The sequence below is a fragment of the Bacillus haynesii genome (assembly GCF_001969855.1).
GTDB classification, from domain to species: Bacteria; Bacillota; Bacilli; order Bacillales; family Bacillaceae; genus Bacillus; species Bacillus haynesii.
Window position 1 is genome coordinate 1 of the sequence record NZ_MRBL01000024.1, and the last position, 20,281, is coordinate 20,281.

A 20,281-nucleotide genomic window follows, 5' to 3' on the forward strand; every position below is an offset into this window, starting at 1 on the left:
ATTGGGTATTTGAATGAATGGAAGAATTTAATATAGATACTTGTGTAACTAACGAACAGGATAGTTGTATAAAGATTCATAAACCATTTAGATAATCTTCACCTAAATGGTTTTTTATATTGAATCAGTTGTACGACTGTACTAAAATAAAAACATGTGTAAAAAAAATAAACCGACTAACCAAAAAGAAATGTCATTCATCGAAAAAGCCCGTAGAGCTCAAATTGTGGAATGTGCGATTGAAACAATCGCTGAAGTAGGTTACGCTCAAGCCTCTTTAGGACAAATTGCAAAACGTGCAAAAATCAGTAAGGGGGTTATTTCCTATCACTTTGCAAATAAAGAGGAATTATTGGAGCAAATAGCTATCGAATACTATTTGGCTTGGCAATCATATATTGCTCCACGAGTAGAAGTTCAAAAATCTCCTAAAGAAATGCTTCGGGTGTATATTGAATCCAATCTTACATTCGTAGATGAAAATCGGAAGCATGTTTTCGCTGTTATAGAAATGGTTTCTAATAAGATAACTGCTGATGGTAAACTTCAGTTTGCAGCAGACCATGATGAAGTTGTTTTACTTCCAATTGAAAATATTCTCACCCAAGGGATGCAAGAAGGAGTTTTCCGAGAATTTACTAGACCATCAGCAAGGGTGATGGCGTTAACAATAAGAAATGCCATTGACGGGTTCACTATGGAATTAATGAGAAAGCCTCATTTAGATATTCAGGAATATACTAGAGAACTGATTACAATCTTCGATGCATCAACTAAAAAGTAATGTGTCACTAGGAGGATAAAATGTTTTACTATGAGGTACTTTGTTATAATTGTAAAAAAATATTCAAAGTGTACGAAGGAAGCCTGAAATATAAACAATTTAAGGAAAGAAAGAATAAGATTTTTTGTTGCGAAGATTGTAGTCATAAGATACGTATTGATGCAATTAAAAATTTCTTTAGATAGTTATTTGGGAAGTACCTTAATAATAGCGAGAGGCTTACAAGTAAACTGTAGACGTTACAAATGTCGGGAGTGTCGACTTATATCCATTGACGAAAAGCGTAGTATGACTAAAAGGTTGTTAGAGTCCATTGAAGAACAATCCATGTCTAAGATCTTTGTGGAAGTAGCCGAAAGCGTTGGAGTAGATGAAAAGACCATTAGAAACGTTTTTAAAGATCATGTGGCATTCAAAGAACGAGAACACCGATTTGAAACTCCTAAATGGCTTGGAATAGGAAATACATATTATCCGTAAACCCCGCCTTGTACTCACTAATGTCGAACGAAAAACTATCTTTGATATTAAGCCTAACCGTAAGAAAGAAACTGTTATACTACGGCTTTCAGAGATTAGTGATAGGCATTACATTGAATACAATGGATATGTGGAAGCCTTACAAAGATGCAGTAAATACTGTCTTACCACAGGCTAAAGTAGTTGTAGATAAGTTTCATGTAGTCCGTATGGCTAATCAAGCCTTAGACAAAGTCAGAAAGTCACTTAAAGCCAATATGACTGCCAAAGAAAGACATACTCTTATGCGTGAGAGATATATACTTCTCAAACGTAAACATGACTTGAATGAACGAGACGCATTCCTTCTGGAAACTTGGTTAGGTATTATCCCTGAACTGAAAGAAGCTCATAAACTCAAAGTTTTACTGGATATGGGATACAGCTAACCTAGACGAGGGCAGAGATCGTTATAGATATTGGAGAAAACGTTGTTTATCGAGTAAATCTAAAGAACCCTACAAAGACCTTGTGAGAGCCGTAGACAACTGGCAAGATGAAATCTTCAACTACTTCGACAAAAAACTCACTAACGCTTATACAGAGTCCATAAACAGCATTATTAAGCAAGTTGAACGAATGGGTAGAGGCTACTCATTTGAAGCGTTACGAGCCAAGATACTGTTTAATGAGAACCTTCATAAGAAACGTAAGCCACGATTTAATCCAAGCGCTTTCAACAAAGCTATGTTATACGATACTGTCAATTGGGATGAAATAACAGACCACGTCATAACAGGCAACTACGGTGTTGATTTTTCCACACTTATTAAGAAATTGGAAAAGGGTGAATTATAAGCCCTTTTCCACCAAATAATCCGAATACCCAAAAAACAAGAAATCACTTTATGCTGCTGGATATAAACATTGAGGCATCCTGATTCATAAAAATACGCTGCCCATGAAAAAATGTCTTCATTTCAGTTGATTTAAATCCAACATCGGATAATCTTTTTTTCAATTCTTCGTGTGAAAAACCGTTATGAACGTTCGGATGTTGTATTTTATCGTTTTTGTCAAAATCAATAATGATGAGCTTGCCGCCATCATTTAAAGTGCCGAACAATTCCTGTAAAATTTTATTCGTATCCGGAATATGAAGAAGGACCAGTGACATTAAAACGATGTCTGCCTTCAGTTCAGGAGTTTCTTCGGTAAAATCTGAATAAAGCACTTTTGCATTGGCAATTCCTTTGCGAGAAATTTTAGCTTTCGCCACCTCCAGCATTTGTTTGGATGAATCGACCAGCAAAATAGAATGTACTAAATCTGACAATTCTAAACTAATGAGACCCGTACCGCTCCCATAGTCAATTAAAGATTTTGATTGACTGTTCCGCAATTCCGGTCTTACTTCATTCACGATCACTTTAGCTAATTCAATTCTTTCTTCTGTATCATATCGCTTTGCCATCTGTTCAAAAACGTTATTTTCCATGCTCCGCTCCCTATTTATTTTTAGAAGTTTCACTGCAGACTGTGCTAACACCTTACATATTTCCGTTTGAAACCAAGACGGCCTCTCTCAATATCCATTTGAATATTTTTGGAAGCATTCAGGATACTGCTTTTTTTCTTGCCTCGCCTGAGTTCGACCGGGCCTACTGCTTTTGCGGTTTCAACCGCCTTTTCATGAAGCGGCAAATATGAAATCGCGACTGTGTAGATAAAGTTATTCATAGCCGATTTTGTTCGATCCGGAGAATCGTGAATCGCATGTTCCACCTGATCAAGCATACCGGCAATTTTGGTCACATTAAATTCATCGTCCGGTCGATTACCTAAAAGCCAGCAGTAACAGCTCCAGCCTGCCGACATTTTAAGCTCTTCACCGCTTGAGATCCATTTATCAGCAACAGCCTGCGCAAAATCGGTTTCTGCCAAAGTTACTGCAACAACATAATCAGATAGCATATAGAAATACGCCGCATTGATCCACCGCTCAAAATCCGCCTCAGTCATTGTCATTGGGTCGGCAATAATGCCGGCAAAATACATGGCATCGTAGTTCCCGGTAGCGTAGAGCTGCTCCGCCAAAGGCTGATTTTTCTTGATTTTCTTTGCGAGCGGCTTCATTTTGCCTGTAGCTACGCCAAACAGCGGTTCGTGCGCACCATTCGTTATATATCTTTTCTTCATGTTTTCCGTACCCAACGCTTCCAGTTCCTTCATAACCGTTTCAAAATCCATGCTTTCACTTCCTTCATAAATGAAATTCATTTCTTTAATTCCATTATCATACTCTTTCGCTTCATCTAATCATTTCAAATCAACTTCGTTTGTTTTTAATGCTCTCTATCAACAGCTATATCAGCATCAATAGCTCAGTTGCCATGTATTCTTTACAATTAGCTTCGGTCTTCCAACCGTCTTTTTACTCTCTGACAGCTAGGATTTTGCTTTCGCGATTTTTCTTTTGTTCTAATGAAAACTAAATTTGTCAGCTCTTCATTCATATCGTATATGTTTATTATATGAAACATTTTAACAAGCAGAAAGGGTCTATTTTGACCGCCTTTCCTCTTCATGCGTCAAATTTGAATGCCGCTGATATCTACAGTTAGAGACCGGGTGTATTTCTGTTACTCCCCTAAACTTGCAGGAATTCATCAAGGAAGCGGTCAATTTCTCCAGCCTGCCTGCCCTGCAAGAAAAAACGATCAAAAGTTCATCCTATAATATTAATTTGAATCCCCTTCCCTTTTTTGATCTGTTTTGCTTGGAACAGGATCAAAGCCTCCGGGATGAAGGGGATGGCATTTCAGTAATCGTTTGATGAGCAGATAACTGCCTTTGATAAACCCGAACCTTTGAATCGCTTCAAGCCCATAGTTGGAGCATGTTGGACAAAATCTGCAAGTTGGCGGGAAAAGAGGTGATATCGCCTTTTGATAGAATCGAATAACTATGATCGCTGCCCGTTTCATGATTCCTCCCGAAGAAATTTTGCTATATCTTTTGCAAAATATGTAACAATAAGATCCGCACCGGCCCTCTTCATCGCAAGCATGCTTTCCAACACTGTATTTTTTTCGTCAATCCAGCCGTTTTGCGATGCGGCTTTTATTTGGGCATATTCACCGCTTACTTGATATGAAACCAGCGGAATCTGGAGAGAATTTCGCATATCCCTGATGATGTCTAAATAAGGCAAACCAGGTTTAATGATCATAAAATCCGCTCCCTCTTCAATATCGGACTGAGCTTCACGAAAAGCCTCCAAACGGTTTGCCGGGTCCATCTGATAGGTCCGGCGGTCACCGAAAGCCGGCAAATTATCCGCGGCATCGCGAAATGGCCCATAATAGCTTGAAGCATATTTAATACCGTACGACATGATCGGAATGTCTTTATAACCCGATTCCTCCAGCGCATGTCGTATATACGTCACAAATCCATCCATCATGCTTGAGGGCGCCAGAATATCGGCCCCTGCCTCAGCCTGAGATATGGCGACTTTTACATGTATATCTAAAGACACGTCATTATCAATCCTGCCGTTTACCGGTATGCCGCAATGACCTTCTGTTTGATAGTGGCATATACATGTGTCGGTAATGATAACCAAATCAGAATCTAAAGCCTTGATTTGCCTAACCGCTCGTTGAACAATTCCATCTGGCGCATAAGCAGACGTTGCCAAATCATCTTTCCAGCTTGGGATTCCAAAAAGAAGAACCGCTTTGATCCCGAGCGTTCTTAACTCATGAATTTCCTCTTCTAATAAATCTAATGTCAGTTGATAAACGCCCGGCATGGAAGGTACTTCTGTTTTTAACCCCATACCCTCTTGGACAAACAGAGGATATATGAGATCGTTAAGGGAAAGCCGATTTTCTCTTACCAAATCCCGGATACCCGGCGTTGAGCGCAGTCTGCGATGCCGTGAAAATGCGAATGATTGATTCAATATTATTGCACCACTTTTCTACATGGATTATTCTCAAATCATAATTATTACGATTTATAATTTAAAGTATAGACAATCACATCTATAATTTCAATGTTAGTTGACTCCCGTTCTCAACACATGCCTTGCCTGATGGCCTCCTGCGATATTCGCAAGGGACGAGAAAATTCCAGCCGTTGACGTTTTCCAAGAAATGCCCTACAATGAGATCGTAACTTTAACTTTTCAGGAGGATTATTAAAAAATGACACACTCAATGAGACTGCGTTTCCCAACTTTGAACCAGTAATTAAATACGTTCAAAGGCTCTGTTTGTGTATGCAGAGTAAACGGGATCAGTCTGTCCTTTTTTAATAATCTTCATTTTGCATATAAAATTTGTAACTTGTAGAAAGGCGGATCGTTCTGCCTTTCTTTTTTGTTTAATCCTTTTTTAAACGGCTGAGAAAGGCTTATTTGGTTATGGAAATACTGCGGCTTCATCCTTAAAGGATGGCTCTTCCCTTTACTCTGAATCACAGGCAGACCGCCTGTGATTTTTTATGATGAGAGGAAGAGGAAACATGAAGAAAAAAAATCATAAGTACAGAGGAAAAAAGTTAAACCGCGGGGAATCTCCGAATTTTTCCGGACAGCATTTGATGCATAATAAACAATTAATTGAAGAAATTGTTGATCGGGCAAATATTAGCATAGACGATACGGTTTTAGAGTTAGGGGCTGGAAAAGGTGCTTTGACAACTGTGCTAAGTCAAAAAGCCGGTAAGGTATTGGCAGTGGAAAACGATTCTAAATTCGTTGATATACTCACACGTAAAACAGCACAGCATTCAAATACGAAAATTATTCATCAAGATATCATGAAGATTCATTTACCAAAAGAAAAGTTTGTGGTGGTCTCTAATATTCCCTATGCCATCACAACCCCTATCATGAAAATGCTTTTGAACAATCCTGCAAGCGGATTTCAAAAAGGCATCATCGTAATGGAAAAAGGGGCTGCTAAACGATTCACATCAAAATTCATTAAAAATTCCTATGTTTTAGCTTGGAGAATGTGGTTTAATATCGGCATTGTCAGAGAAATATCGAAAGAACATTTTTCTCCCCCTCCAAAAGTGGACTCGGCAATGGTCAGCATAACACGAAAAAAAGAAGCGCCTCTATCACATAAACATTACATTGCGTTTCTTGGGCTTGCTGAATATGCGCTAAAGGAGCCGCATGCCCCTTTCTGTGTTGCTTTACGCGGAATTTTTACTCCGCGTCAAATGAAGCACTTAAGAAAAAGTCTAAAAATCAACAACGAAAAAACCGTTGGAACGTTCACCGAAAACGAATGGGCGGTTATTTTTAACACGATGACTCAATATGTGATGCACCACAAATGGCCAAGAGCAAATAAGAGAAAACCAGGAAAAATATAAAGAAAAAAAGCTGCTGACGTCTCGTCAGCAGCTTAAGCTTTTCCGGAGGGATTCAGATGTCCCTGTCAACATTCCTTTTGCCCGCTTACAGCTTTCCAGTTAAAAACTGCGCCTCGCCGAGGCCGAAACTCCAATCGGCATCGCCATTTTCTGTGATGGACACCATGACATCTTCAGGTGAAATGCCGCATTCCGCTTCGAGCCTTTCAGCAAGTAAAGCATACAATTTCTCTTTTTGGCTTTCTGTTCTTGTTTTACTGGTGATGCTGATCACAACCAGATCCTTTGACCTATTCAATCCCAAGCCTGTATCTTGGATGATGAGCTCATTCGCCGGATGCTGATGGACAATTTGATAGCGGTCTTTCTCCGGAACGCTAAACGCTTCTACCATCGCATCGTGTGCGGTATCTAATAATTTTTTTAATGCTTGTTCATCACGGCCTTCTATTAGATCGAAACGTAATAATGGCATATATTTATCCCCTTTTTGATCATTTTAAATTTCGTTAGAGAAATAAGAGGTTTTACCTGTCCCTGATGAATTGTTTCGATTTGGATACAAGGAATGATTTCTGCTAACTTGATAAAAACATAACATATAACCAAAACATGTTCAATAATTGATCATTCGTCTCGTTTATCAGAATAGATGATACAAGGTCTGAGTCATTAAAGATTAGCTAGCGCCCAATCTTTAGGAGATTAGTATGTAAACAACACTTTATCAAAATGTGACAACAATATGATTATCAACACTCTACTTATTTCTTAAAAAAAGCACAAGCTTTCTCAACCCGAATATAATTACAGCAACAAAAACAATTAAAGGGATAAACCCAATCAGGCTAAAACTTGTCAGCATGATAAGCTCCTTTCTTCATCTATCATTTAGAATCCCTGTACCACCGGAATTTTATTTTACGATATTCACATTTTAAAATCGTAATGAAGATGTAAATGATATGTTAAAAAACAGTTCGTATACAAAAAATCACCATCCGAGATAGCGGATGGTGATTTTCTTTACATGAAGGCGTATTTATTCAAGATTTGCATGATTTCCATACATGTTATGAGTATTGAGCCCTTTAATTTCCATAATTCGCAATATGATAGCATCATAAAACAATAAAAGAGTCTGTTCAAAAAGCGACCCCATCGGTTGTATCGTCTGTTTATTGCCCATCGTTTGATCTTTAGGTGAACCCGAGAGCTGCAGTATAAGATCAGATGTTTCAGCGATTGGCGAATCTGGAGAGATGGTAACTGTTGCTACAGTGCCTCCGATATCTTTTGCCTTTTCCGCCATATGAAGCAAACTTTCTGTTTTCCCTGATCCTGTGCCCACGATAAGCAAGTCGTTTGCGGTAAATGCCGGTGTTACGGTTTCTCCTGTTACAAATGCATTGATACCCATGTGCATTAATCTCATAGCAAATGATTTCCCCATTAAACCGGAACGACCTGCACCGGAAACAAACACTTTTTCAGAAGACATGATACTGGTTATTAAGTTCTCTATTCCTTCCGCCTGATTTTGAGAGGTTGCATGATCAAGCTCTGCGATGATCGCTTTTACATACTCATAAGTCTTCATGATTGTTGAATCATCTGCTTCATTTTTGCGGCTGCGGCCGCTTTATCATCTTGATTTGCAATACCGCCCCCAACAATAATCAAATCAGGTTTTAATTTAACGACTTCGGGCAATGTGTCTAATTTAATTCCGCCTGCAATAGCCGTTTTAGCGTTTTTTACCACATTCTTAATGGTCATTAAGTCTTCAAATGAATTTTGGCCAATGGCTTGAAGATCATAACCCGTATGCACACAAATATAATCGACACCAAGTTCATCCAATTCCTTCGCGCGTGATTTGATGTCTTTAATCCCAATCATATCGACCAGGATTTTATTTCCTTGAGCTTTTGCCTCTTCTACAGCGCCTTTAATAGACATGTCTTCAGCGGCTCCTAAAATGGTGATGATATCGGCTCCTGCCTCTGAGGCTTTCATGACTTCATACCCGGCCGCATCCATAATTTTAAGGTCTGCCAGCACTTTCAAATTCGGGAAAGCGCTTTTCACCTCTTTTACTGCACGGAGTCCTTCATTTATCACAACCGGCGTACCAATTTCAACAATGTCAATGTATTCTTCTACTTCTTTTACTACTTTGATGGCTTCCGGTATATTGACTAAATCTAATGCTAACTGTAATTCCACTTACAATCACCCCTGTTTGAATTAAGAATTCCGCGGATTATTCTTTTAATATTTCTGTTACACCAAAAGTATAACAAGGGGAAAATACCATTAATAGTACGCACTTTTTTTTTACATACTATACTTTTCCTCATATGGTATAGAAAAAGATACTGTCTCCAAAACAGTATCTTAAGTCAATCAAGCTATTTATCATCTTTTGAAAAGTTCGTTTCTATATAATTTTTACCCCAATCATACATCGCCTCTAATATAGGCATTAAACTTTCTCCTTGTTTTGTAAGGGAATATTCAACTTTTGGGGGAACAACCGGATATACTTCCCTATGTACAATATGATCTTCTTCTAATTCACGCAGCTGATTCACCAGCATTCTTTGCGTAATGCCGGGCATCAAGGCTTTTAATTCTCCGAACCTTTTCGTACCTTCTTTTCCTAAAAACCACAAAATCAGCATTTTCCACTTTCCTCCGATAATGTTGAGCGTCAACTCCTTTTCACAATTAAATGTTTTATTTTCCATTCGTGACATATGAATTCACTCCTTATCAAAATATGATCATCAATTACATCATTGTAAAAGAACTTTGTTTCATTAATCAATCACCGCACTTTCACAACTTCCTTTATTCACCATCTTGTCATGCGGATTTTCCCCATCATGACATTGTCAATCTTCTTATGCTTTGTCAAGGAAACATGACAAGTGTCATGTATGAAGCATGATGTGTGCTACTACAAAGACATCCCTCTGTGGCGTAAACTGAATTTAAGACCCATTTATGAGAGGATAACTTTACTATGACTGAACAAACCATCGCACATAAACAAAAACAGTTAACAAAACAGGTTGCTGCGTTTGCCCAGCCTGATACTAAAAACAGTCTGATTCAGCTCTTCAATACGTTTATTCCTTTCTTCGGACTGTGGTTTCTTGCCTATTTCAGCCTCAATGTCTCCTATCTCCTTACTTTAGGAATAACGGTGATTGCCGCAGGGTTTTTGACGAGAATTTTCATTATTTTTCACGACTGCTGCCATCTATCCTTTTTCAAACAAAAACGCCATAACCACATTCTCGGCTTTTTGACAGGCGTTCTGACTTTATTTCCTTATCTTCAATGGCAGCACAGCCATTCGATTCATCATGCGACAAGCAGCAACCTGGATAAACGCGGAACAGGCGATATCTGGCTGCTGACGGTAAACGAATATAAAGCCGCACCTCTGCGCACAAAAATCGCATACAGACTTTACAGAAATCCGTTTATCATGTTTATACTCGGACCGATTTATGTCTTTCTGATCACAAACCGCTTTAACAAAAAAGGTGCAAGACGGAAGGAACGTGTGAACACATACCTCACCAACCTTGCAATCGCGGCATTGGCTGCTGTCTGCTGCCTGATCTTTGGCTGGCAATCGTTTTTGCTCGTACAGGGTCCGATCTTTCTGATCTCGGGTTCGATCGGCGTTTGGCTGTTTTATGTTCAGCATACATTTGAAGATTCTTATTTTGAAGCGGATGAAAACTGGAGCTATGTTCAGGCCGCTGTGGAAGGAAGTTCATTTTATAAACTCCCGAAACTGCTTCAATGGCTGACAGGCAATATCGGGTACCACCATGTTCATCATCTGAGTCCAAAGGTGCCTAACTATAAACTTGAAACCGCACATGAACAGCACGAACCGTTAAAAAACGTCCCGACCATCACTTTAAAAACAAGCCTGCAATCACTCGCGTTCCGGCTTTGGGATGAAGAAAAAAAGCAATTTGTAACCTTTCGGGACATGAAACAAACATCTTCCCGTCTTTCGCCGGATTCAACGGAAAATCAGAAGCTGCGGAAGAACGCCTGACGATGAGGAGGTCTTCTTATATCAACAAGAAGACTTCCTTTTTATTGTCCAATGATGCAATCCGGCTCCGGCAATGGTAAAGTTACTCTAAAGATGAAAAGCTGAAAATGAGGTTATATCATGGTCAAAAAGCATTTTACATTTCAAAAACTGAACGGGATTTCGCCGTATATATGGACGATATTTTTCATCCTTCCCTTCTACTTTATCATGCAATCATCATCTACACTTGTAATCGTCGTCGGCATCATTTTGACACTTTTATTTTTTGCGGTATACAGATTTGCTTTTGTCTCAAAAGGCTGGGACGTTTATTTGTGGGCATTTATTTTAATCGGTATTTCAACCGCTTCGATTATGCTGTTCAGTTATATTTATTTTGCTTTTTTTATCGCATATTTTATAGGGAACATTAAAAAACGAGTCCCATTTCACATTTTATATTACGTCCATTTAATAAGCGCAGCCGTCGCTGCCAACTTCAGTCTCGTGTTAAAAAAGGAATTTTTTCTGACACAAATTCCTTTTGTGGTCATCACCCTCATCAGTGCGATTTTATTGCCGTTCAGTATCAGGAGCCGCAAGGAGCGTGAACGCCTGGAAGAAAAGCTCGAGTATGCTAATGAACGGATTGCCAATTTGGTAAAATTAGAAGAACGGCAGCGGATTGCCCGCGACCTCCACGATACACTTGGACAAAAGCTGTCTCTTATCGGTTTAAAAAGCGACTTGGCGAGAAAATTAATTTACAAAGATCCCGATCAAGCCGCGCGTGAACTGAAAAGCGTTCAGCAAACTGCGAGAACTTCTTTAAATGAAGTCAGAAAAATCGTATCCTCTATGAAAGGCATCCGGCTCAAGGATGAAATCATGAACATCAAACAAATTCTTGAAGCAGCCGACATTGCGTTTATCTATGAAGAAGATAAATTGCCGGAAAATATCTCATTGCTTAATGAAAACATATTGAGCATGTGCTTAAAGGAAGCTGTCACTAATGTCGTCAAACACAGTCAGGCTAAGACCTGCCGCGTTGACATTCAGCAGCACTGGAAGGAAGTTGTCATTACAGTGACTGACGATGGAACGTTTCAAGGCGAAGAGAAATACTTTTCAAAAGGACACGGCTTGCTTGGCATGAGAGAACGGCTTGAATTCGCAAACGGAAGCCTTCACATTGATACAAAAAACGGCACCAAGCTTACCATGTCAATTCCTAATAACTCAAAATAAACAAAAAAAGGATGGCTTACATGATTAGTATATTTATTGCAGAAGATCAGCAAATGCTCTTGGGCGCTTTAGGATCGCTTCTGAATTTAGAAGATGATATGGAAGTCGTCGGCAAAGGCACAACCGGGCAGGATGCCGTTGATTTCACAAAAAAACATCTGCCTGATGTATGCATTATGGACATTGAAATGCCGGGAAAGACGGGGCTTGAAGCTGCTGAGGAATTAAAGGATACAGGCTGCAACATTATTATCCTAACCACTTTTGCCCGCCCCGGCTACTTTCAGCGAGCCATTAAAGCAGGTGTTAAAGGCTATTTGTTAAAGGACAGCCCAAGCGAAGAGCTTGCGAGCGCCATCCGCAGCGTCATGAAAGGAAAGCGGATCTATGCGCCTGAACTGATGGAAGACATGTACAGTGAGGCCAACCCCCTCACAGATAGAGAAAAAGAAGTGCTCGAACTTGTGGCTGACGGAAAAAACACAAAAGAAATCGCCCAGGAACTCAGCATCAAAAGCGGAACCGTACGAAATTATATCTCAATGATTCTTGAAAAGCTTGAGGTGAAAAATCGGATCGAAGCCATTACTCGCTCAAAGGAAAAAGGTTGGTTTAAATAAAAAGAGGACCTTGCTATATCTCCAAGATCCTCTTGACGAATGAGTCGCTCCCACGGGCGAAAACATTCCTTTTCTACACGAACATCTTCTTCACAAGCTCGCGGTTGCGCTCTTTGAAAACCTCATTATGCGACGACACCATCGCACTCTTGTGCGCTTCGGGATCAATAAAGCGCTTGGCGCTGTTGACCGCGTTTGCCGCATCTTGAAACGCTCCGGCGATCAGGTGCAGCTTGCCTTCGTAATGCACAATATCCCCCGCCGCATACAGTCCGGGCACGGAAGACTGACAGTTGGAAGTACCTTCAATATAATAGTCATCCACCCGGGTAATATCAAGGCGGCTGTTCTCCAGCAGTGAGGTGTCGCGTTCATATCCGTGGTTGATAACCACCTCGTCGACAGGCAGCTCCATCACCTCACCGGTTTGAGCGTTCGTGAGCTCGACCCGTTCGATCACCTCATGATCTTCCGAAGCGATCAACTTGGTAATCTCTGTATGAAAGAAGCAGCTCACCGAGCTGTTCAGCAGCTGATCCACCTGGGCCTCATGCCCGCTGAGCGCATCTTTGCGGTAAGCGAGGTAGACCTTTTTCGCTACAGGTTCTAGTTCGTTGGCCCAATCGACAGCCGAATTGCCGCCGCCTGATACAATGACCGTTTTATCTTTAAAATGCTGCAGTGACTTAACCGTATAATTCAGATTGGACACTTCAAAACGCTCTGCTCCTTCTATTTGAAGCTTTTGCGGATTAAGGATGCCGCCGCCGACGGCAACGATGACCGTCTTGGACAGATGCACCCCTGAGGCAGCCGTATGTAATTCAAACACCCCTTCTTCATTGCGGGCAATCGATTCGACTTTCTCATTTAGCAGCACTTCAGGATGAAACGTTAACCCCTGCTGCACCATCTGTTCTATCAGCTTGGCTCCGGAAATCGGCGTTAGTCCCCCGACATCCCAGATCATTTTTTCAGGATAAACGTGAACCTTTCCGCCCAGCATCGGCTGATATTCAATAATCTTTGTCTTCATTCCCCGCAGTCCGCTGTAAAAGGCGGAATATAACCCGGCCGGCCCCCCGCCGATAACGGTCACATCAAACACTTCATTTCTGCTCATCGCTCTTCACTCCCGATATATGTCATGAGTTTATAACTCCAAACGTAAATGATTATCATTATCATTAAGTGTACTTTGATTGCTTCGTTTTTACAATCCATTTTAATAAAAAGTTCTCTTCAATTTTGTCTTTCCCTATTCTCCGCCCGTCTTCACGGAATGCCGTCACTGCATTTTCCAGGGCGGTCATCATGGAACGCTCACCTTTTAGGCAGTTCCTATATCTTACATTGACAAGGGTATGTCCCCTGCATAAAATGAAAATGATTATCAACTTCATTTAGGAGGAAATAAAGCATGCTTAGCGGAAGGATTAGTTTGAAAATTAAAATTACTTTTTTATTGATGCTCACCTTTTCTATTTTATTAACTGGATGTACAACCTCAGGAAATTCAACAGAGAAGAAAACTCATCAAAATATGGTCACAATGGCTTGGCCTAGAGATATAGGCGAAATGAATCCGCATGTGTATAATCCTTCCCAATTATTTGCCCAGTCGATGGTATATGAACCTTTGGTTACCTATGAAGCGGGAGGAAAGCTTAAACCGCATTTAGCCGAATCTTGGGATATATCAAGTGACGGTAAAGTGTATACGTTTCATTTGCGTAAGAATGTAAAATTTTCAGATGGAACAAAGTTTAATGCAAAAATTGTGAAAAAGAATGTTGATTCCATTTTAAAACATACTGAGTTACATAGCTGGTTAGGGTTTATTTCAAAAATAGCCCAAACAGAAGTGATCGATGATCATACATTTAAATTGACATTAACAGAACCATATTACCCAACCATTCAGGAACTAGCCGTTGTACGGCCGGTCCGGTTTTTGGGAGAAGCGGGCTTCCCTAAGGACGGCGATACATCAAAGGGTGTCGCAAAACCGGTAGGTACAGGCCCATGGATATTGGAAGAGCATAAAGCTGACGAATATGCGGTTTTTAAACGCAATGAACATTATTGGGGTGAAAAGCCAAAAGTCGAGAAAATCAAAGTGAAAATCATCCCGGACGCCGAAACAAGGGTGCTTGCATTTGAAAAAGGCGAGCTTGACCTTATTTACGGCGAAGGCGTTATCAGTTTGGATGCATACAAGCAGCTGCAATCGACAGGCCAATATGAAACAAGCCTTTCTGAACCAGTGGCGACGAGACAGCTTGTCATGAATACGAAAAAAGAACAGCTTTCTGATGAACGCGTGCGCCAGGCCCTGCACTATGGTTTTGACAAAGAAGCCATGGTGAAAGGCATCACCTCCGGGTTAGAAGAAAAAGCAGATCATATTTTGCCGACAGACTTCCCATACATGTCTGATATTGATGTAAAGCAAATCAATTATGATACAGAAAAAGCGAAAGCGCTATTAGATGCGGCAGGCTGGAAGCTTCCAAATGGAAAGACGGTGCGCGAGAAAGACGGAAAGCCTCTTGAATTTAGTTTAATGTATGATTCAGCGGAATCCATTCAAAAAACAATGGCTGAAACACTGCAAGCAGAATGGGCAGCGATCGGGGTAAAGCTGAATCTTGAAGGCGTAGAATTGGCAACCCAAGTCAAACGGTTTAAAGCGAATGAGTTTGATATGAACTTCTTTAGCAACTATGGTGCGCCTTATGACCCGCATACATTTTTAAACATTGTCGCCTCCAAAGGATTCGGATTTAATGAAGCGATCTCAGCCTATCCAAACAAGGACAAGCTGATCAAGCAGATGGCAAAGGTACCTCAAACGACCGATGAAAAAGAACGGCAGGAGCTCTACTCATCTATTTTAAAATCACTTCAAGACCAGGGCGCCATCGTTCCGATTTCTTATATTAAAAAGACGGCGATCTATCAAAAGAACATCAGCAACTTTACGTTCCCTGCTAACCGTGACGAACATCCATTTACAGGGATTCGCATCAAGCAGCAACACTAGGAGGCTTTTATGGGCAACTATATATTGAAACGAATCATGTCGATTATTCCAGTGTTTCTTTTAGCTGCACTTCTGACAACTGGAATGATTCATCTCTCACCGGTTGACCCAGCTGAAGCATACCTAGCCGCAGCACATATCCAGCCAACCGATGAAATTTTAGCACAAAAAAGACATGAGTTTGGCTTGGATCAGCCATTTTTTATTCAATATGTAAACTCTGTTTTGAAGATATGCCAACTTGATTTTGGCATATCTTATGTTTCGAATCGGCCGGTTTGGGATGAAGTTGCACACCGAATGCCGGCGACGATCGAACTTGCGCTTGGGAGTTTACTGATTGCGGTGCTTGTCAGTGTGCCGCTCGGCTTCTTAGCGGGGATCAAAAGAAACGGTGCAGTTGATCATATCAGCCGCTTCATTTCCTTTTTCGGGGCATCCATCCCGACTTTTTGGTTAGGGTATATGTTGGTTTTTTTCTTTTCTGTTCAATTGGATCTTTTGCCGGTGGAGGGTATCGGGACATGGCAGCATCTTGTACTGCCGGCGATGACATTGGCGCTTCCTTTAATTGCGATGTATACAAGGCTGCTCCGTGCAAGCGTCATCGAAAACCTGCAAGAACCGTATGTGCAATTTGCACGCATAAGAGGAATGACAAAGATGAACATTATGGCCAAACATGTATTGCGAATGGCCATTTCGCCGCTGATTACGGGGCTGGGAATGAACCTTGGCAAGCTGCTTACCGGCACAATTATTGTTGAAGTCGTTTTTTCTTGGCCCGGCTTTGGCCGTTATTTTATTGAGGCCATTTTCAATCGGGACATCCCTGTCATTCAATGCTATGTGTTCTTAGCCGCCACCTTTTTTATATTGAGCAACTTAATTGTTGACCTCATTCAAATGTATATTGACCCGCGCATTTCAAGGAAAGAAGGGCAGCATCGATGATGATAAGTATACGCAGGATATTCAAAGGCCAAAAAGTGATCACGGTATGCACGACTATATTAACCATCCTTTTTATCATCGCTGTATTCGCCCCTTGGATTGCGCCGCATCATCCTGCTGATGTCCATTTGGTATATAAGCTGCAGCCTCCATCCTGGGAGTTTCCTTTAGGAACTGATCATTTGGGAAGATGCAACTTATCCCGCCTTTTGTACGGCGCCCGGATTTCTCTGGGATTCGCAATGCTCATTTTCATTTCTTCGCTCGTTATCGGCCTCATTGTCGGGACGATTTCAGGGTATAAAGGCGGCTGGATTGATCAGCTGTTAATGAGATGCTGCGATGGTGTGATGGCCTTTCCGAACTTAATTTTAGTTCTTGGCCTCGTGGGCATATTCGGTCCTGGACTTCCTCAAGTCATTCTGGCCCTCATGCTTGTGCAATGGGTCTATTATGCAAGAATCTTCAGAGGAATGGTACTGAGTCTGAAAGAGGAGAACTTTATTGCGGCGGCAAAAATCAATGGGTCTTCACAATGGAAAATTATTAAAAATCATATCATTCCGAATGTCCTCCCTCCCCTTGTTGTCATCGGTACGTTGGAAATGGGCTGGGCCATTATGGATATCTCCGCTATGTCTTTTCTCGGATTAGGCGTCCAGCCCCCGGCAGCTGAATGGGGAGCGATGATTCATGAAGGTAAATCGTATATTCGCACGAACCCCGAGTTAATGATTTATCCAGGGGTGATGATCATGGTTGTGGTTGTGACATTCAATTTATTGGGCGAAACCTTATCAGATCAATACGGTGTCAAACGTCGATTTTAAAAGGAATGAGGAAGTTGGGAACAGAACAATCAACAGTGCTTCAAGTCAGAGATTTGCATGTACAGGTTAATAATCAAAAAGGACATTCAACCCTTGTTCAAGACATCAATTTTGAACTGAAGGGCGGCCAAGTCCTTGGTCTGATTGGTGAGAGTGGTTGCGGAAAAACGGTAACGAGCATGTCTATTCTTCAGACGCTTGATCCAAAAACAACCAAGGTGGAAGGAAGTATTGCATTACGAGGCCGTGAATTGAACGGATTAGCAGATAAGGAAATGCGGAAAATCCGCGGCAAAGATATTGCCTATATCATGCAAAATCCGATGAACGCTTTTACACCTGTTTTTACGATAGGCCAGCAAATGACCGAATCGATTCGCTCTCATACATCTTTTAGCAAGAAACAGGCGAAAGAGCTTGCGACCGAAGCGTTGCGCCATGTGAACTTACCCCACCCTGCTAAGCTTTTGCATTCTTACCCTTTTCAATTAAGCGGCGGAATGCTTCAACGGGTCATGATTGCAATTGCAGCATGCTTAGAGCCGGCCATTCTCATCGCGGATGAGCCTACCACTGCGCTCGACGTGTATAATCAGAAGACGGTGCTGAAATATTTAGACGGCATACGCTCTGACTTCGGCACGGCGATTTTGCTTATATCTCATGATCTGGGCGTCATTGCTGAAATGGCGGATGAAGTTGCTGTGATGCAGAATGGCAGAATTGTAGAAAATAGAGATGTGTTTCAGCTGTTTGATGAACCAAAGCATGAATATACAAAGAGGCTATTAAGTGCACGGTTGACATTGCCAATGGATCAACTTGCCACTTGAGTCAGTATGAAGAAGACCGGCATTTGATATGGGGTGAACAAGTGAGTTTATTACAAGTGAAAGAAGTCACTCATCATTATACGGCACGTAAATTGTTCAAATGGAAAATTCAATCGAAACAAGTCCTTTCCAATGTCAGCTTTTCGATTGAGGAAGGCACATGCTTAGGCATGCTTGGACCGAGCGGAGCCGGGAAAAGCACATTGGGAAAAGTAATGCTCGGTTTGGAACGGCCGCAAGCGGGGCAAATCTTTTTTCAAGGTCATGATCTATATAAAGCAGATCAATCCATCCGGCGGAAAATCCGCCGCGACCTTCAAGCTGTTTTTCAAGACTCATATTCTTCCGTCAACCCGCGAATGACGGCGGAACAAATTATAGCAGAACCGCTGGAAAACTATGAAAGGCTCACAATCGCCGAGCAAAAACGGACCATTATCGAGCTGTTGGAACGAGTAGGCTTAACTGAAGAGGATTTAACAAAATATCCGCACCAATTCAGCGGCGGCCAATTGCAGCGGATTAACATTGCAAGAGCAGTCTCGCTCAAGCCGAAGCTGATCGTATTGGACGAGTCTGTCAGCAGCCTGGACATGGTAACCCAAACGCTTATATTGGATTTGTTAAAAGAGCTCAAAGACGATTTTGGAATGTCGTATTTCTTTATTACGCATGATTTAAAAGCCGCCTATCAATTAAGTGATACACTAGGTGTTTTAGATCACGGCCAATTGGCCGGGCTGTACGAGAAACATCGTTTTTTAAAGTCAGACCATCCGGTTGTAAAAGAAATGAAGCATTCCATACTGGCAGAGCACCCGCGATTTCGTTCGATCAGAACAAGGGCGGTTCAGCAATAAATCTGCCGGGAGCTTTTCTGAATGAGCTTCTTTAACCAAGCTGGATTCACGTTTTTCATCCGTTAGGGAAAAATATATCTGAGAAATGAGGGCTTCCAATCATGAAGCCCTCATTTATTTTTCATTCGCAATCTCGGTTTCTGTTTCACGATAATAGATTGGTGTGGCGTAAAGAATTGTTGTGCATCGAACAATTGCCGCGAGGGATGCTGCGGTTCCTTATTGACCAGGCATGTATTTTCACCTAATGTCAATAGTAGACTTAAATACATAAATCCGATAACCGAATAGCTCTGTATTTGCTGATATCACTAAAACCAACAAATGAGGTGAAAAATAATGAACAATCGATTCCGTGTGGGAGAAGTAGCGCGACTTTTCAAGCTTCCCGCATCGACTCTGCGTTACTATGATGAAATCGGGCTGTTCAGGCCAAAGTATACCGATCCTGAAACATCCTATCGTTATTATGGTGTTGAACAATTTCAGGTCCTGGATACGATTATTTTTTTAAGGAAAAATGGATTTTCGTTAAAAGATATTCAGCATCAGTTAGATCAAAGGACTCCGGAAACGACGATGGAAATTTTGAAGAAGAAGCTTGAGGAAGTCAGGACGGAAATTTTTCGGCTTCAACGCAGTGCGGCGAGGATCGAAAACAAAATTTCCACAATCGAAGAAGGAATAAAACTTGCCGGTCATCCTGCTTTAACATTTCAGTATTTCCCCAAACGGGCTGTATCCTATCTGTATTTTGACAAACCTGTCGATCTGATGGTAGAAGGCGACGACATTTATTTAAAAGATAAAGAAACGCTCTCAAGCCAGTCGATCGAGAATAACGGCTTCTTCACGGGAGACATCGGAACAGTCGTGGATATGGAGAGCTTGAAGCAAGAAGGACCTGTAAAATACATTGGCTTATTTGAATTACTGCACGAGGAAGACAGTGAAGAATATTTAAATGAAGGGTTGTATGCCAGCTACCCCCATATTGGCCCCTACGAGGATATGAGGAAAAGTTATCAGCTTGTTTTACATCAGCTGAAAGAGAAAGGATATGAACTTGAAGGAATCCCCGTTGAAATTTCCGTTCTTGATGAGGCAGTCATCAAGGAGTCAGATCGTTTTGTCACTTTAATCCAAATTCCGGTAAAAAAGAGTTTTGATTGACC

Annotated in this window: 23 protein-coding genes and 1 pseudogene; 14 read left to right on the plus strand and 10 right to left on the minus strand. The window is 41.2% G+C overall.

From position 1 onward, the window contains the following. Positions 1 to 154 precede the first annotated feature (154 nt). From BTA31_RS18795 to BTA31_RS22450, 3 genes and pseudogenes are all read left to right on the plus strand, one after another. The gene (locus tag BTA31_RS18795; RefSeq protein WP_076793502.1) at positions 155 to 784 is read left to right on the plus strand and encodes a TetR/AcrR family transcriptional regulator; all 630 of its coding nucleotides are present in this window, start codon (positions 155 to 157) and stop codon (positions 782 to 784) included. A 20-nt stretch (positions 785 to 804) separates the two neighbouring features. After that, the gene (locus tag BTA31_RS18800; RefSeq protein WP_076793503.1) at positions 805 to 969 is read left to right on the plus strand and encodes a DUF2197 domain-containing protein; all 165 of its coding nucleotides are present in this window, start codon (positions 805 to 807) and stop codon (positions 967 to 969) included. Positions 970 to 1,000: 31 nt separating this feature from the next. Continuing rightward, positions 1,001 to 2,101, plus strand: a pseudogene (locus BTA31_RS22450) (ISL3 family transposase); the annotation flags it as partial. Positions 2,102 to 2,144: 43 nt separating this feature from the next. Here the strand turns inward: BTA31_RS22450 and BTA31_RS18810 are convergent. The 4 genes from BTA31_RS18810 to hemB form a co-directional block, all read right to left on the minus strand. Continuing rightward, positions 2,145 to 2,741 (minus strand): class I SAM-dependent methyltransferase, encoded by a 597-nt coding sequence (locus BTA31_RS18810; RefSeq protein ID WP_076793504.1) that lies wholly within the window; start codon positions 2,739 to 2,741, stop codon positions 2,145 to 2,147. Positions 2,742 to 2,785: 44 nt separating this feature from the next. Further along, complete coding sequence (locus BTA31_RS18815) at positions 2,786 to 3,493, minus strand: DNA alkylation repair protein (RefSeq protein ID WP_076793598.1); 708 nt, start codon at positions 3,491 to 3,493, stop codon at positions 2,786 to 2,788. Positions 3,494 to 3,984: 491 nt separating this feature from the next. Next, entirely contained in the window at positions 3,985 to 4,230 is a 246-nt protein-coding gene (gene yidD / locus BTA31_RS18820) for a membrane protein insertion efficiency factor YidD (protein ID WP_076793505.1), read from the minus strand. Further along, on the minus strand, positions 4,227 to 5,213 hold the full coding sequence (gene hemB / locus BTA31_RS18825) for a porphobilinogen synthase (RefSeq protein WP_076793506.1): 987 nt from the start codon (positions 5,211 to 5,213) through the stop codon (positions 4,227 to 4,229). Before hemB ends, yidD begins: the two co-directional genes overlap by 4 nt. Before the next feature lie 244 nt (positions 5,214 to 5,457). Here hemB and BTA31_RS23745 point away from each other — a divergent pair, with 244 nt between their 5' ends. Further along, positions 5,458 to 5,502 carry an erythromycin resistance leader peptide gene (locus BTA31_RS23745; RefSeq protein WP_105980607.1) on the plus strand — a complete coding sequence of 15 codons (45 nt, stop codon included), beginning with the start codon at positions 5,458 to 5,460 and terminating at the stop codon, positions 5,500 to 5,502. 274 nt (positions 5,503 to 5,776) lie between these two features. Further along, the gene (erm, locus tag BTA31_RS18835; protein WP_076793507.1) at positions 5,777 to 6,640 is read left to right on the plus strand and encodes a 23S ribosomal RNA methyltransferase Erm; all 864 of its coding nucleotides are present in this window, start codon (positions 5,777 to 5,779) and stop codon (positions 6,638 to 6,640) included. Between the two features lie 85 nt (positions 6,641 to 6,725). Here erm and BTA31_RS18840 read toward each other — a convergent pair whose 3' ends face one another. From BTA31_RS18840 to BTA31_RS18855, 4 genes are all read right to left on the minus strand, one after another. Next, entirely contained in the window at positions 6,726 to 7,115 is a 390-nt protein-coding gene (locus BTA31_RS18840) for a tautomerase family protein (protein ID WP_076793508.1), read from the minus strand. Positions 7,116 to 7,682: 567 nt separating this feature from the next. Continuing rightward, complete coding sequence (hxlB, locus tag BTA31_RS18845) at positions 7,683 to 8,240, minus strand: 6-phospho-3-hexuloisomerase (protein WP_076793509.1); 558 nt, start codon at positions 8,238 to 8,240, stop codon at positions 7,683 to 7,685. Beyond that, a complete protein-coding gene (hxlA, locus tag BTA31_RS18850; RefSeq protein ID WP_043928393.1) occupies positions 8,237 to 8,869 on the minus strand; it encodes a 3-hexulose-6-phosphate synthase in 633 nt (210 codons plus the stop codon). The genes hxlB and hxlA overlap by 4 nt, the downstream gene beginning before the upstream one ends. A 185-nt stretch (positions 8,870 to 9,054) precedes the next feature. After that, on the minus strand, positions 9,055 to 9,402 hold the full coding sequence (locus BTA31_RS18855; protein ID WP_043928395.1) for a winged helix-turn-helix transcriptional regulator: 348 nt from the start codon (positions 9,400 to 9,402) through the stop codon (positions 9,055 to 9,057). Positions 9,403 to 9,671: 269 nt separating this feature from the next. On the opposite strand from BTA31_RS18855, the gene desA reads away from it, so the two are divergent. The 3 genes from desA (at position 9,672) to desR (ending at position 12,583) form a co-directional block, all read left to right on the plus strand. Further along, the gene (desA, locus tag BTA31_RS18860) at positions 9,672 to 10,730 is read left to right on the plus strand and encodes a Delta(5) desaturase DesA (RefSeq protein ID WP_076793510.1); all 1,059 of its coding nucleotides are present in this window, start codon (positions 9,672 to 9,674) and stop codon (positions 10,728 to 10,730) included. Positions 10,731 to 10,850: 120 nt separating this feature from the next. Then, the gene (gene desK / locus BTA31_RS18865) at positions 10,851 to 11,963 is read left to right on the plus strand and encodes a two-component sensor histidine kinase DesK (RefSeq protein WP_043926575.1); all 1,113 of its coding nucleotides are present in this window, start codon (positions 10,851 to 10,853) and stop codon (positions 11,961 to 11,963) included. A 20-nt stretch (positions 11,964 to 11,983) separates the two neighbouring features. Further along, a complete protein-coding gene (gene desR, locus BTA31_RS18870) occupies positions 11,984 to 12,583 on the plus strand; it encodes a two-component system response regulator DesR (protein WP_076793511.1) in 600 nt (199 codons plus the stop codon). A 73-nt stretch (positions 12,584 to 12,656) separates the two neighbouring features. Here the strand turns inward: desR and BTA31_RS18875 are convergent, their stop codons facing one another. Together BTA31_RS18875 and BTA31_RS23585 are read right to left on the minus strand one after the other, a co-directional pair. Further along, entirely contained in the window at positions 12,657 to 13,706 is a 1,050-nt protein-coding gene (locus BTA31_RS18875; RefSeq protein ID WP_076793512.1) for an NAD(P)/FAD-dependent oxidoreductase, read from the minus strand. Between the two features lie 64 nt (positions 13,707 to 13,770). Then, positions 13,771 to 13,899, minus strand: a complete 129-nt coding sequence (locus tag BTA31_RS23585) for a hypothetical protein (RefSeq protein ID WP_275667508.1) — start codon at positions 13,897 to 13,899, stop codon at positions 13,771 to 13,773. A 104-nt stretch (positions 13,900 to 14,003) separates the two neighbouring features. Here BTA31_RS23585 and nikA point away from each other — a divergent pair, with 104 nt between their 5' ends. From nikA to BTA31_RS18905, 6 genes are all read left to right on the plus strand, one after another. Further along, positions 14,004 to 15,629 carry a nickel ABC transporter substrate-binding protein gene (gene nikA, locus BTA31_RS18880; protein ID WP_076793513.1) on the plus strand — a complete coding sequence of 542 codons (1,626 nt, stop codon included), beginning with the start codon at positions 14,004 to 14,006 and terminating at the stop codon, positions 15,627 to 15,629. Between the two features lie 9 nt (positions 15,630 to 15,638). Then, positions 15,639 to 16,583, plus strand: a complete 945-nt coding sequence (gene nikB, locus BTA31_RS18885; RefSeq protein WP_076793514.1) for a nickel ABC transporter permease subunit NikB — start codon at positions 15,639 to 15,641, stop codon at positions 16,581 to 16,583. Beyond that, positions 16,580 to 17,413 (plus strand): nickel ABC transporter permease subunit NikC, encoded by an 834-nt coding sequence (gene nikC, locus BTA31_RS18890; protein ID WP_043926570.1) that lies wholly within the window; start codon positions 16,580 to 16,582, stop codon positions 17,411 to 17,413. The genes nikB and nikC overlap by 4 nt, the downstream gene beginning before the upstream one ends. Before the next feature lie 14 nt (positions 17,414 to 17,427). Continuing rightward, a complete protein-coding gene (gene nikD, locus BTA31_RS18895; protein WP_076793515.1) occupies positions 17,428 to 18,246 on the plus strand; it encodes a nickel import ATP-binding protein NikD in 819 nt (272 codons plus the stop codon). Positions 18,247 to 18,287: 41 nt separating this feature from the next. Next, positions 18,288 to 19,106 (plus strand): nickel import ATP-binding protein NikE, encoded by an 819-nt coding sequence (gene nikE / locus BTA31_RS18900; protein ID WP_043926579.1) that lies wholly within the window; start codon positions 18,288 to 18,290, stop codon positions 19,104 to 19,106. A gap of 339 nt (positions 19,107 to 19,445) precedes the next feature. Next, positions 19,446 to 20,279 carry a MerR family transcriptional regulator gene (locus BTA31_RS18905; RefSeq protein WP_076793516.1) on the plus strand — a complete coding sequence of 278 codons (834 nt, stop codon included), beginning with the start codon at positions 19,446 to 19,448 and terminating at the stop codon, positions 20,277 to 20,279. The last annotated feature ends 2 nt before the right edge of the window (positions 20,280 to 20,281 follow it).

What these genes read in the sequence shown, in the direction of transcription:
- erm (WP_076793507.1), top strand. Translation starts at nt 5,777, where the DNA reads ATGAAGAAAAAAAATCATAAGTACAGAGGAAAAAAGTTAAACCGCGGG.
- yidD (WP_076793505.1), bottom strand. Translation starts at nt 4,230, where the DNA reads ATGAAACGGGCAGCGATCATAGTTATTCGATTCTATCAAAAGGCGATA.
- BTA31_RS18800 (WP_076793503.1), top strand. Translation starts at nt 805, where the DNA reads ATGTTTTACTATGAGGTACTTTGTTATAATTGTAAAAAAATATTCAAA.
- hxlB (WP_076793509.1), bottom strand. Translation starts at nt 8,240, where the DNA reads ATGAAGACTTATGAGTATGTAAAAGCGATCATCGCAGAGCTTGATCAT.
- BTA31_RS18795 (WP_076793502.1), top strand. Translation starts at nt 155, where the DNA reads ATGTGTAAAAAAAATAAACCGACTAACCAAAAAGAAATGTCATTCATC.
- desA (WP_076793510.1), top strand. Translation starts at nt 9,672, where the DNA reads ATGACTGAACAAACCATCGCACATAAACAAAAACAGTTAACAAAACAG.
- nikB (WP_076793514.1), top strand. Translation starts at nt 15,639, where the DNA reads ATGGGCAACTATATATTGAAACGAATCATGTCGATTATTCCAGTGTTT.
- nikA (WP_076793513.1), top strand. Translation starts at nt 14,004, where the DNA reads ATGCTTAGCGGAAGGATTAGTTTGAAAATTAAAATTACTTTTTTATTG.
- desR (WP_076793511.1), top strand. Translation starts at nt 11,984, where the DNA reads ATGATTAGTATATTTATTGCAGAAGATCAGCAAATGCTCTTGGGCGCT.
- nikC (WP_043926570.1), top strand. Translation starts at nt 16,580, where the DNA reads ATGATGATAAGTATACGCAGGATATTCAAAGGCCAAAAAGTGATCACG.
- BTA31_RS18815 (WP_076793598.1), bottom strand. Translation starts at nt 3,493, where the DNA reads ATGGATTTTGAAACGGTTATGAAGGAACTGGAAGCGTTGGGTACGGAA.
- BTA31_RS18810 (WP_076793504.1), bottom strand. Translation starts at nt 2,741, where the DNA reads ATGGAAAATAACGTTTTTGAACAGATGGCAAAGCGATATGATACAGAA.
- desK (WP_043926575.1), top strand. Translation starts at nt 10,851, where the DNA reads ATGGTCAAAAAGCATTTTACATTTCAAAAACTGAACGGGATTTCGCCG.
- BTA31_RS18905 (WP_076793516.1), top strand. Translation starts at nt 19,446, where the DNA reads ATGAACAATCGATTCCGTGTGGGAGAAGTAGCGCGACTTTTCAAGCTT.
- BTA31_RS23585 (WP_275667508.1), bottom strand. Translation starts at nt 13,899, where the DNA reads ATGATGACCGCCCTGGAAAATGCAGTGACGGCATTCCGTGAAGACGGG.
- BTA31_RS18875 (WP_076793512.1), bottom strand. Translation starts at nt 13,706, where the DNA reads ATGAGCAGAAATGAAGTGTTTGATGTGACCGTTATCGGCGGGGGGCCG.
- BTA31_RS18840 (WP_076793508.1), bottom strand. Translation starts at nt 7,115, where the DNA reads ATGCCATTATTACGTTTCGATCTAATAGAAGGCCGTGATGAACAAGCA.
- BTA31_RS18855 (WP_043928395.1), bottom strand. Translation starts at nt 9,402, where the DNA reads ATGTCACGAATGGAAAATAAAACATTTAATTGTGAAAAGGAGTTGACG.